A 13951-nucleotide genomic window follows, 5' to 3' on the forward strand; every position below is an offset into this window, starting at 1 on the left:
TAACTTCGGTCTGTATGGCAGCCGTATTCCCATCAGTCTTAGTAATGACTGTGTCGATACGTTTGCCTAGTGCTTCGTCAGAGGCTTTGCGCTGTGTCGTTTCTGTAGTAATACCTTCCTCAGCTGCCAACAACCCCTCGATACGCGCGTCACGCTCAGCAGTGATAGCATCGTTAGCATCTAGCATCGCATCAATACGGGCTTGCGTTTCTGCATTTATTGCATTGTTCGTTGCTAAAATTTCGGCGACCCTAGCTTGTTGTTCTGTGCTAATAGCGTCGTTGGCAGCTAAAACATCGGCGGTCCGCGCTTGCTGCTCTGCGGTAATTTTGTTATTTGCATCTAAAACATCGGCGATACGCGCGTCACGCTCAGCAGTGATAGCGTCATTAGCTGCTAGTATTGCATCAATGCGAGCTTGCGTTTCTGCAGCGATAGCTTTGTTGGCGGCAATAATTGCAGTTTCATTGACTGCAATTTTATCAATCTGGCTAGTTAGTGCTTGATCGAGGCTGCTACCGGTTATCTGACCTTGGATTAAGTCCAGCACTTTGTCAGCACTTTGGTCTGTTGTCGCGCTAACCCAAGCTGTCCAGTCGCTGGTGTTGCCAAGCTTATCGACGATGCGACCACGATAGTGCTGTGTCAATCCGCCTTGCAGTCCGTTAATCGTGTGAGTATCGGTACTGTATGCAAACTGACCCAGGGTTGCGACATTAACATCAGGTGCAGAGGCGACTTGTATCTCTGTATAAGCCGTGTCGTCACTGCCTGGGCTAAATGTCCAATCAAGCTGCATACCAAAGAGCAAGCCAATTGCTTTTAGCGCTAGCAGCTTTGGTGGTTTACCAGTTTTGCCGGTGATGGCGGTAAGTATTGACGTGGTTTGCTTAGAAACTGCATCAAATGCAGACACTGCGCTCACACGAGCAATGTAATTACCACTATACACACCATCAATCTCGACAGAGATGTTGCCAGTGCGAGGTACTTTAATCCAGTCGCCGTCATCCTTACGCCACTCAACATCGTATGCAACCGCGTCTTTAACTTGGTCCCACACAATAACAAATGTGGTGACGTTTTGTGCTTGCACCACGCGGTTACGTGATGACACTGTGACACTATCCGGTGCTTGGATGATATACGGATTAAACGCCGGTGCGGGTGGACGCGGCTCAATAATGGTGCCATTATCGATTTGCGCATAGAGCCCTGCGTCATATTGCAGTGCGGTGTACGTGTATTGCGTTCTATCCTCGTTTTCTGTGATTGATAGCACGATAAATGACATGGTTGGTAGCTCATCGCTATCAACTGCCCAGACGTTTTCCGCAGCAACTGGGTCAAATGCTGCTTTTACGGTGATGTTGCGTCCTGATACGCTTAAGATTTCGCGAGTTTGGGCGCGACCAGACTCTAAGTTAACGCTTAATCTGTCGCCGGTGGTTGCAGGGATGTCATCACGATCAACAGTAATGACGGTACGGGTTGCATTGACTGCTGATATACGCCCGCCGTTATTAACGCCAGTGAACATCATATCTGCAATATCAACACGATTGCCGACAGTTGGTAGTGAGCCATCTAGCCCCATAGTGAATGTGACGGTTTGCGTGCGGTTTTGCTCAGACAGTAATGCCGCCAGTCCTGCGCGGTATGCTTGCCCCTCGCTGGTACAGCCGACAACTGGCATCTCAAGTGGATTGATGCCATATTTTGCAATCGCACGCTCATTGCGCACCATTACATAGTCTGTCTCGTAGTTATTATCAGGATTTGACCATGCCACTTGCGCGATGGTATGACGATCATCAATGGCGGTGCCGCTTTTGTTGAACTGGCCGTCGACTACGTTTGCGCGGGTGATGACATAGTCGACATCGCGCGGGGTATCGGCGTCAAGGACGATTTGTGCGCCGTCCCAAAACGACATACCACGAAAGATGGCGGCAATATGCTGCAAGACTTGGTACGCTTGCTCAGCGACTTGCAAGTATAGGTTGCAAGTAAAGCGCGGCTCAGTGCCGCCTTTGCCATCGCTGACTGGCTCATCACAGATACGCGCGATATGAGCAATGGCCCATTTATTAATCATAAATGGCTTTAAACGGTCGCCAAGGCCATAACGATCATTGGTGATGAGGTCGTAAAAAACCCAGCCTGGGTTATTACTATACGCAGTTTTAAACGTACCATTCCAAATACCTGTGCTGGTGCGGCTAATAGGGTCATAGTTGACGGGCACTTTGAGATAGCGACCGTACATATCAACCGTCATTTTAGGTATATTACTAAAAGCGCGGGCGTCAAACGATAGGTATAGCAATGCGGTATGCGGATAGCGTAGCTTTGCATCGATAATCTCAGCGATACTGTCAATTTGCATCTGATTGAACTTGCGCTCATTATCGCCATCAGCAGTGATTTTACGCACACGAATTTGCCAGCCTTGCTGCGCTTCTGGCAGTTTGATATTGTGCGTGCGCTGATAGCGCCCCGAAGTTTTGGCTTTGATGCTGGTATCAAGTACCGTTACATAGCCGTTGCCATCGGTTTGCACGTCAATTGCATAATCGACTTTGGTACCAATGACGTCAAACTTATCGGTGGTTTCGCTGAGCCGCGACCAAGATACATTGACGTTGGCGCTAGATAGCTGGGTATTTGTAATGGTGCGAATCCACGGCGTACCGCTACGCAATATTGTGCCAATGCCAATCTCACTACTAAGGCTTGGCAGCCCTGCGATGTGTGTCTGGTCAACCGTACCGTTGCGTATTTCCCACTCTACGTTTTCAAAATTTGGCTGCCCATCGCTATCAAGTAATGGCGTACCGTCTAGCATAATACTGGCAGCGCCATTAGCTAGGCCCTTAACTTCGCCTTCAGAGAGTGCGTATAAGATTTTTACTTTGCTGATAGATGCGATATCGTCTTTGGCGATAGAGGGCTGGTGTGGTTTTTCTTGTCCGGCTTTTGCGCCTTTAATTGCTAATAATGACATTACGTATCCTCATTGACGATCATCGTACTAATAACAGCACCGCCCCAGTGGAAGCGGCCAAATCCAACGGCGACAGGATTGCCTTCAGCGACGGTAGTGACGGGTCCGCCAAACGCATAGCTTGGTTTGTTGCCATCCGGGTCTTGTGGGGTGATGGTAGGTCGAGGCATAAGTAAAGAGACAGCGCCCCCCAGCATAAGACCGGCGCCGGCGCTCATTAACGCTGGGTTGAAGCCCATAAAAGCGCCTAAACCAACCAACGCAGCGCCCGCAATGACTTGAATCCAACCCATTGCGTCGCCGCCTGCGCCGGTGATTTTAGGTACGATACGAATGACTTTTGCGCCCGTTTTCATCTCAACCTCATCAGCGCCAATGTTGTTATCATCATTAAATACGGCGAAAAAAAGACCGCTCTCGTGTGCGGTCATCATAAATCTTCTAAAGCCATCGACTTGATAGCTCAGCGCCTCGCACGCTTCGCGGGGCGACGCCACATCAAACTCAAATGACTTGCCAAATTTTTCGGCTAAGATGCCGTGTAGCTCGATGCGTCGAAGCATGATTACCTCACATTAATGATTTGTGGCGCACGATGATCGCGCTGCGCTCTTGCCAGACATTGCCGTAAATCTCACGGCGCGAGCGGCGGCGGTATGGATGATGTAATACTAAGTGATCGCCAATCACTGCCTCTGACTTCTCTGAGGTTAATTGGCCATCGTCGCCAAGATAGATAAGAGCATGATTAACATGCGCGGTTGGTTGCACGCGGCACAAGATGACATCGTGGCGCTGCAAGTTATCGACTTGGACAAAGCCTTGTGAGGCAAAGTTATCGACATATAAATCCGCGTTAGCGGCGTTTTCCCACCAGCGGTCCAGTCGCTCAAAGTTATCAATCTCAATATCCAGCTCACGGGCATAGTAATCACGCACGATACTAAAGCAGTCCAGTACGCCGTGGATATACTCACGATTAATCAATGGTGCGCTATATGGTTTGGCCTTATGGACTTTGATGTCTACTTCAGGGTAGCTGGCAATCACCCATGGCAGCCCGTGTAGTGGCATCTGCAAAAGGTCAAACGTACTGGGCTTGGTTGAGCCGTCAGGATGGCTATGTACAATCGCTTCTATTTTACCGAACGCCTCAGCGGCGACGATATCGCGCGGACTGATAACAAACTCATTGTCACTATCAGCAATATTTTCGCATTCGATATAGGTGCGATTAACAATCACACCACAAGATTCCCTGGGATAACAAGCGGCAGCATGATTGATTATGGCTTCGCGTGCTTCTTTTAAAATATACATATTTATTCCTTATCTCCGACCTAGCATCGATGCGGCTGGGAATCCACCAAACGAGAGTGGCTCATGCTCACCAAATCGCAGCTTGCAATCGCTGAGACAACCGCCGCATTTATCTAGCGCGGGATTATCGGTTGGTTTGCCATCCTCAGTAAACATGGCGGCACCTGTGTAGCCGCATGATTCGCCGCGATACTTACCTTTAACCGCCCAGTCGCAATACTTAGTAATCGTGCGACTAGGTATCATCTTGCGCTGGGCGGTGAGCGGGGTTGATAACTCAAACGCCACTGAGCTGTCTTGGTCGCTTAGCGATTCGTGGGTCTTTTGATTGATGGTCCAGTACTGGTCAGTATATTGCTGACTATCAGCTGTTGGGTTACCTGCGCCGAAGTTTGCGGCGTCGAGATATTTTGCTAGGACATGGATGACGCGGAGCTCTGCGCCAACAAAGTCACTGTAAAAAGCGCACAACGCCGTAACTGCGCCATTAATGCCATCGATGTTATTGCCAATGACAAGTGCCGGCGTAGATGGACTGCCATCGCCTCGAATCTCAAGCCCATCGGTTTGAATGGCAACCGGAGTGTATTTTTGACCTTGCCAAATGATGTTTCTAAAAAAATCAGTATCTGTAGGACTTTGTGTATAGTCGGTACCAGCTAAGACTGTAGTGTCTCCCGCTAGTGTTTCAGTACTACCGGCCCACTCAAATAACTTGCGCCAGTCTTCAAAGCTCACATGCCCATGCCATCGCAATATGCCGCCGCCTTGCTTGGTAGCATCTAATTCATATAGTGTGACAAGCCCTGTGACACTGAGTTTTTGTAGGTCGGATGAAAGCATTTTACACCTCTGTTTGTTAGAGCGTCAGCGCTTGCGCCCACATAGCATCTAACTGCTCATCATTTAATCCGAGCAAAGCACTCATGTAAGCAACGCTTTCGCTCTCTCTTACAAAGCTAGTCGCCTCCCTGTATTCAACTTCGATACGGGCTTTTAGCGCCTCATCTTCGATGCCTGCGATAGCTGTCTCAATAGCTGCAAGCAAGTCGTTTTCGATCAAGACCAGTTTAAACTGTCTGCGAGTTAGCGCTCGTAGTTTCTTGCTAGTATCATCAGTTAGACCTAATTTGGCCTTTTGCTCACGACCCCATTGTCTACACTCCTCTACATAATCTGCATAGACAGCAAAAGAGGGTGATGATGAATTTCGTATCTCTTTGAGTTCGTCAGACAAGCTGTAGCGCTCAGCAATCTTTGCTTTGACGCGATCATCGATGAGCTGCACATGCGTTGATTGCGATTTAATTCGCGCTCGCAGCTCGTCAGTCATTACTACTGTTTGTACTGTATCTGCAATCTCATCCGGCTGATTGATGGGCAAGTCCGCATCATCAGGCACGCTAACATACGTCACCCCATCGATTGTACATAACTCCACTGATCCCTCCGGAGCGTCCAACTGCTTGGTGGTGTCTTTGGTGATAAATTTTTGGTAGCTCACAATATAAGCCATGGTTTTGTTGCTCCGTATAATTTAGTAGATGTTGCAGTGAATGGGTTTTTGAGGCGTGCGCAAGATGAGATACAACAGATTCCAGTTTATTGGTCCTTACAGCCTTTCTAGTCTTGTATAAGCTGTGCTTCCTAATAAACCTGCCGCTGCGCCAGGTTCTATAGCCACAGAAATTAACGCCGCGTTTGGTATTGGCTATCGTTGATCGTGATAGGGTCAATTTGAGCTCATGTTCTACAAAATCTGTCAGCAATTCTCTGTACTTCAGTGCTTGCGCGCGGGTCAAGCCAAACAATAAGAAGTCATCCACATAACGACAATACCCAGCTGCTGGCTTCAGCACTCTAGTGGCGTAGTGGTCTACAGGATTCATGTATATCAACGCAAACATTTGCGAGAGTAGGTTGCCAATTGGTATGCCTTTGGGTTCGGGATAGTCCGCAAACAACATCATCAAATCGACCAATCGCTTATCCTTAATCTTCCTCTCTAATAATTTTCTAAGAGTCGGTCTGTCTATGCTGTAAAAGAACTTCTTTATGTCTAATTGTAGCGTGTAGGTATTGGGGCCGGCTCTTCTGAGCGCGTCTTGCGTATAGTCGGCAGCCTTGTGTGTGCCAAGCCCAACACGGCAAGCAAATGACTGGTCTATAAAGGTTTTATCAAATATTGGCATGACTCTTAAGTAGATTGCATATTGCACAACACAATCTCTAAATGCTGGGGCATATATCTCCCGCTTCTTTGGCTCATGTACCACAAATCTAAAATAGGGTCTTGGCTTATAGGAGTTGTTTGCCAACTCTTCTTGTAATTCGTTTAGCTCGCGGCCTAGGCTTTTTTCAAACTGAAAACACCCACGTCGACCACCTTTGCTTTTCTTTGCGCCCAAATAGCCGTCCCATAATGATTCGGCTGAGACTACGGATTCGTATAAATTACCAATCCTTTTCATAACAATCCTTAAAAAAGAACCTGTCTGACTTTCGCTTGCGCTACTAGAAAGACGGGTTTAAACCGATTTCGCTTAAAGCAGGAAAACGTCTCCCTTGGCACCAGTCGGCAGCTTGCCGATTTAGGTGATGCCGAGTCCGCCCGGACACCGATGTTGTTGTTGCTGTTCGTCCGAGAATTGTTGCAATTGACCATCCAGACACCAGCATTCGTGCTGTTGTTCCAGTTGCCGCCCACAATCGGGCACATATTAAGACGCCTCCCTTTTTTGGAGCACCTTATTGTTTTAGTGATTTAATCCAACCGCCGATTATCTTGCCGATCTCATCGATACTTGCTGATATCACAAGATAACGTTTGGCATTTAATTTTTGCACAGACATCTTTTCGGTCTTTGGATGACCGAAATAGGACAGCTCGAACGCAAGCCTAACTTGCATTCTGAGCTGCTCATGCTTGATGTCTAAATTGGTAAGCGTCGTCTTTTTGTGATAACGCTTTTGCGCTTCGACGATGTAGTCATACATATCGTAAGCGGTTTGTCTTATTTTAAGCGCCAAGCCATGCTTCTCATGGCTTGGGAAATGATTAAGATAGATATTTAAAAGCTTCATCGTTTGAATGAACTTCTTATCTAAATTTGACTCGCTGTCTACTGCCAACTCAAACTCCTTCGCTATCGCTCAGTCAAACAGGGTACAAGGCCGCCCGGACACCGACGCCGTAGTTGCCGTCCGTCCGAGAATAGTTGCAATAGACCATCCAGACACCAGCAAGCGCGCTGTGGCTCCAGTTGCCGCCCACACGCGGGCACAGGTGCTCAATTCGGTTGTCATAAAAACGGTCATTGCCGAATATATTGGTGCCATCTGAGCCGCCAAGTTGCGGTATGCCTGCGCATGAGGCAGACCAAGCCAGACCACTGTTGGCGCTTGAGAATACCTGTTTGGTTGTAGAGCCGATTGCAAAGTTACGGCTCTCGCCGGTAAGCTCACCATAGCTTGCGCCAAGCGAGTCATAGCTTGCCGTCATTGCCGCAGTGCCCCAGGCATCGGTCGCAAGCGTTACTCCGCTGGTAAGTGCTGACGCTTTTGCACTGGTTTTTAATATGTAAAAATTACCGTCTGTTTGCGTCAACCCTAAAGCCACTTCGTACATATTGCCGTTCAGATCCGCAACTCCGCTGTGTTGGCCATTGTGTGTGGTCTTAGCGAATGGTTTTGCTGACCCTGTTTTGCCCGCTGTTAGGTAGCCGGTCTCTTCATAGATAACGCTCGTGTCGTTTGCGTCGCGCAGTGCGTTGTTATTGCAGCCTTTAGGGTAATTGGTTACACCAGCCGCATCGTACCAAGCGCATGCCGCCGTGCTCGTTGCTGCTTGGGCATGAGCCATGCTAAGCAACGATAGCGCGCGCTGGATAAAGATGGTCGTTGGAAAGAAGCTTGCGCCACGGGTTTTGACAGCATCGATTGATCCGGCTAAGTTATTAGCGGGTGAGCCAGTTAGTGCGCTGAACGGGGAGTTAGCGGCGGCGGATGATAATGGGATGCCATTTTTGATAGAGCTTGCTTTGCCTGCGTTGTTACTCGCTTGATACTTATCAACAAAGAAGCCGTCTTTTAATTGGCCATCGTCATAGAACGCGCGATGGACTGCGTAACCTGCACTTTGTGCCGCTGCGATGCTTGCGAATGCTTGTTTTGACTTAACATCGCATGAATTAAGACCGTGAGTTGCATAATTAGGATTGCTTGCATGTCCCCAGCGGTAATAGAACATGGGGACATAGCACATCACCGAGCCGTCTGTGTATTGATAGTTGCCATAATTACTATGACCCTTGATGCGCGTGCCTTCCATCTCTGACATACCAGGCGGTAGGTTGGTTGTAATGCCAATACCAAATGATATCGATCCCGCAACGCCAATGTCCTCGAACGTCGGAATGACTGTATCGGTAAACAGCTTTTGTGATATCGCTGTCGTTGTCGATTGTCCAAGCTCAGAGGTCACTTTAGGTATCAAGGCTTTGACGTCTGTAAATTCAGCTGCTACCGCATCAAAATTGTCGTTAACCTTGCCATTACTGGTCCGTGCGCTGTCGCCGCCGATGCCTTTGGGCTCAGCACCAAGGTTTATTTTTTGTATTTGCATACCAATCCTTAAGTATTATTAAACTGCTCAAAGTTGAGCGTGATTTGCCAATGATCGCCTTTGCGCTGCGGTATCGATACACCGGCGCAGGTATATTGTTTGGTGTTGCCGTGCGGGTCGGTCCACAGGAATGGTTTGGCGCCCGCATGTTCATCGATAAACGCTTCGATGGGCTTGATAACGGTATCAAGTGCGCCAGTCTTAGTGCCTGACCAGTTTTTGGTTGTGTTATTAATGCCAATAGATGACAGCTGCGCATAGCCATCACCAAACTGTGTTTTGTTCACGCGATACTGTTTGTCAGCAACCGCGCCCATATCCATCTGCCAAGGAAATGTTTTTATCATAGGTTTGCCCACTAAAAAGCCCACTGAGTAGTGGGCTTTTGGTTGATTGATATAGGTTGATTACCGTTTTGCGTACAATCTATCGAGCGTGCCGTTTGGTCGGGTCATCTTATTGACTTCGCTGACGACGACAGCTGCTAGTCCTTGTCCGATTTGTTTGCCGTATGCGCTGTTTGATTCGACGTTTGAATTGCCGTCCATTGATACGGTTACGTTGACGTTGACGTTGATATTAGGTTTGCTGCCTTCGCTATTATCCAAAAAGCGACTTAACTTTTTGTTGTCATCAGCCTTTACTACGCGCTCATTTTTATCAAGCACCCAAGTGCCTTCGCGCGGTACGGATGCAATACCGTCATGCGCTTGACCAACAGGCATAGCAATTGACTTGATGTTACTAACAATCTCAGCGCCCTGCATAACCGCTTGACCGATAATAGGTATGTTTTGCGGGAAGCCAACAGCCATTGCCTTGGCGACAGACTGCTGAATAGCCATTGCAGACTGCGCAATAGCAAAGCCTTTCTCCACTGCAAACAACGCACGATAGATACCTGATTGCTCCCCAGCAAAAGATTTGGCCATACCTGCCAAATCACCAAACAGCGCCTCACCTTGCGTTAGCATGAGATTACGTTTAGCGTCTTGGTAACTTTGCTCGACTGCCATTCTCGCTTCTGACGCTCTTTGCACTTCGTCGGTATGCAGCTGCTCAAATTGGCGCACTATCTCCAATCGCTGTTCGTAGTCAGATTGTATTTTACCCAACGGCGTTTCTTGCTCGATACCGCCAAGCATACCTTTTAGCGCTTCGCTAGATTTTTCTCTATCTTTTCCTAGTATTGCAAAGCGTGCCCTGATAGCGTCAGTCGCTTTCGCGGTCATGCCCAGTTGCTCGTAAGCCCGCGTTTGCTCTTTAAGCACTTCAAGCAATTCTTCATTGATGCCTTTGTATTTCTCGGTGTGCTCAATATCGTACATGAGCGCAGCAAGCGAGCTGCTATTACCAAACAAGGCTTGCTGCTTGATAAGCCCATCAATACTGTCTTGCACTGATCTATTGGCATCAGCAAGCTTCTTAGTTAATTCTAACTGCTCCTTGGTTTGTGTTAATGCTATCAATTGGCTGGTATCAGCAGCGCCAAACTTGCCGACACTAATATCGTATTTAAGCGCCGCTAGCGCGCTGTCATTGCCAAACAATGCAATCTCACGCTTTAGATTTGCAACACCATCTTGTACAGCTTTGACCGCATCGGCTACCATTTTTTGTGCGGCAGACACGACTGCCTTTCTTCCTTTCTTGATACCAACCGCCATACCTTCAGCAGTCTGCTCACCAACTTTCTTCATGACCCGTGATGGCGAACGAATATCCAGCACGCTCTTAGCTTTAGCAACTGCGCTTGATGCCATGCTGCCAATAGCTGTAGCAACACCGCTTGCGCCTTGCTTAATGCCATTAATCAAACCGTTGACTATATCTCTACCGACTTGCAGCATACGACCGGGCAATTCTCTGAGCGTAGTCACGATGGTGTTTTTGATATTAATAATTGCGCCGCGGGTGTTAGCCACACCTCTATCCCAAGCCGCTTGCATAGTCGCAACCGTGTTCAAGACATAGCTTTTTATCTTATTAAACTCAGCGTTAAGCCCGGCACTGATAGCAGCCCAGTTTTTAACGACTAGATAGCCACCGGCGGCAATCAATGCAATAGCTGCAACCACCGCAAGTATTGGACTGGTTAAGACAGCTAGCGCAGCATTGAAAGTCCAAGTCGCTGCGGCGCCTACGCCCGCCGCCACTGACCAACTTGCGGTTGCCACAGTCATCACACCTGCTTGCACCGCTGCCGCTGCTGCCTGTACTTTCAATAGTATCAATGGCGCATTTGCTGCAATCAAAGCCACTGTAAGCGCGCTTACTGCTACGCCTAGTGCAATAAAAGCAGGTTTATTCTCACTAACGACACGCTTTATTTCGTCCCAGTTTTGATAAACCAAAGCTCCAGTCGCAAGCAATATGCCAAGCCCTAGTACTGTCAAGCCCATCGTAGTGCCTAATGCAGCGTATGCTAGCTTCAGGCCGTCAACAGTAGTCTTTGCTGCCGTAAATCCATCAACTGCTAGCTTTAGACCTAACACTGTGCCAATTAATGACCCGCCAATAAGAGTGATTTGCTGTATCAGCTCGGGATTTGCAGACACCCATGTGCCCACAATTGCGACCATAGGGGTCATCTTTAGCAGCAATTCATTTAATGCAGGTATAAAGGCATCGCCAAGACTTGCGACTACACCATCTATATTGTTTTTGATTAGGACCATTTTATTAGCAGACGTTGCGCTGATTTTCTCAAACTCAACATCCATTGAACCAAAATAATCCTTGGTTGTATTGACAGTCTCACCAAGCATTTCCCAGTTATTTTCTAGTACGCCGACACTGCCTGCGAGCATCGTTATATCATCGCCAAATTCTTTACCGATGATCAAGGCGTTCGTGCCGATACGTTTTGACTGCTCTAGCTTATTGATAGCCTCAAGATAAGTAATAATGGCCTGCTTACCATCGGTTGCGACTAGCTTACTAAAATCATCAATATTTAACCCCAACTGCTCAAAGCCGATTAATTGAGACTTGGTGGCGTTATCCAGTGTAGAAAATGAAGTTAATAATGAATTGACCGCCGTAGAAGCAACCTCGGCAGGCTTACCCATGGCAATCAATGCGCCGGTCAAGCCTAACGTTGCGTCCTCTGACAAGCCAAAGACTTTAGCGACACCACCGACACGTTGCAGTGAATCAATGAGCTGGGCGGCGGTAGCAGGGGTGTTGTTTGATAGCGTATTAATCGCATCGCCCAGACGGTCGATATTTTCAATAGGTATCTGAAACACGTTAGCGATTTTCGCCATGCTATCAGCGGCTTGCTGCGCTGGTATATCAAAAGCAACGCCCATCTTTGCCATAACTTCGGTAAAGTGAACCAAATCTTTTTCTGCAATACCCAGCTGACCGCCGGTAGCGGTGACAGCTGCCAATTCTTCAAAGGTTTGCGGTATCTGTGTTGTCAGCGCCTGTAGCTCTTTACGCATATTTGCCAAGCCGTTGCTTGAGGCAAAGTCTACAGTCTTATCAATCTCAGCCATCGAGGTCTCAAACGACATCGCTGTCTTTAATGATAATGCGCCCATACCGGCAAGCGCTGTGCCAACAACCGCTGCCGCTTTGGTAGCGCTCTTACCCATTTGCCCAAAACTGGTGCTAGAGTTTTCCCGTGCTCGCCTGAGCTCATTGTTGTATCTGGCAGTGTTTGCCTCCATAATGATTTGGATTCTACTCAATACCGACGCCATATCGTCACCCTATGATTAATTGTGATTGTTTTGCGGATTGACTTTTGATTTTAGGAAGTCTTTTAGCGCGGCTGCTTGAGCTTGTGCTTGCTGTTTGGCGACTTGTATTCGTTGCTGTTCTTTTTGCTCAGGCGTTTGCATGCTATAGTCAAATAACATGAATTCTTTTAGCTCTGGCTTTTCCTCACTGCCATAATTCTGCTTGCGCAAAGTGGCAAACTGTATATCAAAAAACTTCCCACCGAACGGCTCTACGTACTCATAAAATGCTTGCCACTCGGTTAGCTCTTTTGATGTGATGTTGTCATCAATCCAAGCCACCGACTTGCTCAAATGAGCGGCAAGCCGAAACTTAAATATACGTAGCGGGTGGGCTATTAGTTTTTTGCAGCTTCTTCTTTTGCCTCTGGTTGCAGGGCGTTGATGTCGCTTGATGCGTCGAAGACTTTTGACACAATGGCAGATGGAAAACCTTTAACCATTTCCAAGTCGTCATCGTTAAACTCTAAAACGCCGTTTTCATCACAGACCGAGTAGATAAATATCACTGCGCGTACGCCGTTATTTTTTGATTCTTTTTGCATATGACGCTCTAAGCCTTCACGCTCAGCAGCAGTCATTACCTTGATAAACACTTCACCAAGGTCGGGAATCTCAATGGATTTGACGCTGGTTTTTAACTGCATAAAATCCGCTTTGCTCAATACTTTTTTGGCTACTTGTTTGGTCATTTTGTTACCTGCTTATTAGTTAGGGATAATAAAAAAGAAAAATAAAAAGGCGTAGAGCCGGTTAGACCACTACACCTATAAACTTATTGCGTAATAACCAACGACTAGACTGTTGGCGTGACTTCTGAGCTGATAACCAATACACCTTCGACTTTTAGCATGTCTTTTTGCTCAGCGACCAAGTTAAACTCTTTGATCATACCGTCAAAGGTAAAGCCTTCACCCGCAGCATCTACAAAGGTAATCTTATTTTTCAGCGTCGTATTGTTATTAAAAGCCGCTTTTAGCTCCATATGCTGAGGATCAGTCGGCATGTAGTACAAAGTAAACGCTATTTCTGACGTTTCTCGGAAGTTGGCCACTGCGTTCACAGTAGACGTGGCATCAGTAGGCGTCACATCCACCACTGTTTTGGGTAGATTAGGCATATCCATGCTGTTCAAAAACTGCACTTGGTTAAAAGTGGGCACATCATCGGTTGCAATACTCCAGGTGTACTGCGTGTTTACCAGCTTATCGGTTGAAATAGCCATATTTGTCACTCTCTCATTTGTGGGCG

At 47.5% G+C, this 13951-nt stretch carries 13 protein-coding genes; all 13 read right to left on the reverse strand.

What is annotated here, in order from left to right:
* A partial coding sequence (locus JFC07_RS04695; RefSeq protein WP_198328367.1) for a TipJ family phage tail tip protein occupies window positions 1-3007 on the reverse strand: 3007 nt, incomplete at its 3' end.
* Window positions 3007-3570 carry a tail assembly protein gene (locus JFC07_RS04700; protein WP_198328369.1) on the reverse strand — a complete coding sequence of 188 codons (564 nt, stop codon included), beginning with the start codon at window positions 3568-3570 and terminating at the stop codon, window positions 3007-3009. The genes JFC07_RS04700 and JFC07_RS04695, both read right to left, overlap by 1 nt.
* Window positions 3571-3577: 7 nt before the next feature.
* Window positions 3578-4327, reverse strand: a complete 750-nt coding sequence (locus JFC07_RS04705; protein ID WP_198328371.1) for a C40 family peptidase — start codon at window positions 4325-4327, stop codon at window positions 3578-3580.
* A 9-nt stretch (window positions 4328-4336) separates the two neighbouring features.
* A complete protein-coding gene (locus JFC07_RS04710; protein ID WP_198328373.1) occupies window positions 4337-5170 on the reverse strand; it encodes a phage minor tail protein L in 834 nt (277 codons plus the stop codon).
* 16 nt (window positions 5171-5186) lie between these two features.
* The gene (locus JFC07_RS04715) at window positions 5187-5768 is read right to left on the reverse strand and encodes a hypothetical protein (RefSeq protein WP_198328375.1); all 582 of its coding nucleotides are present in this window, start codon (window positions 5766-5768) and stop codon (window positions 5187-5189) included.
* Window positions 5731-6798, reverse strand: a complete 1068-nt coding sequence (locus tag JFC07_RS04720; RefSeq protein ID WP_198328377.1) for an RNA-directed DNA polymerase — start codon at window positions 6796-6798, stop codon at window positions 5731-5733. Before JFC07_RS04720 ends, JFC07_RS04715 begins: the two co-directional genes overlap by 38 nt.
* 277 nt (window positions 6799-7075) lie before the next feature.
* Window positions 7076-7459 (reverse strand): four helix bundle protein, encoded by a 384-nt coding sequence (locus JFC07_RS04725; RefSeq protein ID WP_011279747.1) that lies wholly within the window; start codon window positions 7457-7459, stop codon window positions 7076-7078.
* A 25-nt stretch (window positions 7460-7484) separates the two neighbouring features.
* Window positions 7485-8951: a hypothetical protein gene (locus tag JFC07_RS04730; RefSeq protein ID WP_198328379.1), complete on the reverse strand. Its 1467-nt coding sequence runs from the start codon at window positions 8949-8951 to the stop codon at window positions 7485-7487.
* 8 nt (window positions 8952-8959) lie between these two features.
* Complete coding sequence (locus JFC07_RS04735; protein ID WP_198328381.1) at window positions 8960-9298, reverse strand: phage tail protein; 339 nt, start codon at window positions 9296-9298, stop codon at window positions 8960-8962.
* Window positions 9299-9358: 60 nt separating this feature from the next.
* Window positions 9359-12661: a phage tail tape measure protein gene (locus JFC07_RS04740; protein WP_198328383.1), complete on the reverse strand. Its 3303-nt coding sequence runs from the start codon at window positions 12659-12661 to the stop codon at window positions 9359-9361.
* Between the two features lie 15 nt (window positions 12662-12676).
* A complete protein-coding gene (locus tag JFC07_RS04745; RefSeq protein WP_198328384.1) occupies window positions 12677-12994 on the reverse strand; it encodes a phage tail assembly protein T in 318 nt (105 codons plus the stop codon).
* 44 nt (window positions 12995-13038) lie between these two features.
* Window positions 13039-13392, reverse strand: a complete 354-nt coding sequence (locus tag JFC07_RS04750) for a hypothetical protein (RefSeq protein ID WP_198328386.1) — start codon at window positions 13390-13392, stop codon at window positions 13039-13041.
* A gap of 104 nt (window positions 13393-13496) precedes the next feature.
* Window positions 13497-13925, reverse strand: a complete 429-nt coding sequence (locus JFC07_RS04755) for a hypothetical protein (protein WP_198328388.1) — start codon at window positions 13923-13925, stop codon at window positions 13497-13499.
* Window positions 13926-13951 lie beyond the last annotated feature (26 nt).

Origin of the sequence: Psychrobacter faecalis, assembly GCF_016107575.1 — a bacterium.
Lineage (GTDB): Bacteria > Pseudomonadota > Gammaproteobacteria > Pseudomonadales > Moraxellaceae > Psychrobacter > Psychrobacter faecalis.

What these genes read in the sequence shown, in the direction of transcription:
- JFC07_RS04720 (WP_198328377.1), bottom strand. Translation starts at nt 6,798, where the DNA reads ATGAAAAGGATTGGTAATTTATACGAATCCGTAGTCTCAGCCGAATCA.
- JFC07_RS04730 (WP_198328379.1), bottom strand. Translation starts at nt 8,951, where the DNA reads ATGCAAATACAAAAAATAAACCTTGGTGCTGAGCCCAAAGGCATCGGC.
- JFC07_RS04700 (WP_198328369.1), bottom strand. Translation starts at nt 3,570, where the DNA reads ATGCTTCGACGCATCGAGCTACACGGCATCTTAGCCGAAAAATTTGGC.
- JFC07_RS04750 (WP_198328386.1), bottom strand. Translation starts at nt 13,392, where the DNA reads ATGACCAAACAAGTAGCCAAAAAAGTATTGAGCAAAGCGGATTTTATG.
- JFC07_RS04735 (WP_198328381.1), bottom strand. Translation starts at nt 9,298, where the DNA reads ATGATAAAAACATTTCCTTGGCAGATGGATATGGGCGCGGTTGCTGAC.
- JFC07_RS04705 (WP_198328371.1), bottom strand. Translation starts at nt 4,327, where the DNA reads ATGTATATTTTAAAAGAAGCACGCGAAGCCATAATCAATCATGCTGCC.
- JFC07_RS04710 (WP_198328373.1), bottom strand. Translation starts at nt 5,170, where the DNA reads ATGCTTTCATCCGACCTACAAAAACTCAGTGTCACAGGGCTTGTCACA.
- JFC07_RS04740 (WP_198328383.1), bottom strand. Translation starts at nt 12,661, where the DNA reads ATGGCGTCGGTATTGAGTAGAATCCAAATCATTATGGAGGCAAACACT.
- JFC07_RS04755 (WP_198328388.1), bottom strand. Translation starts at nt 13,925, where the DNA reads ATGGCTATTTCAACCGATAAGCTGGTAAACACGCAGTACACCTGGAGT.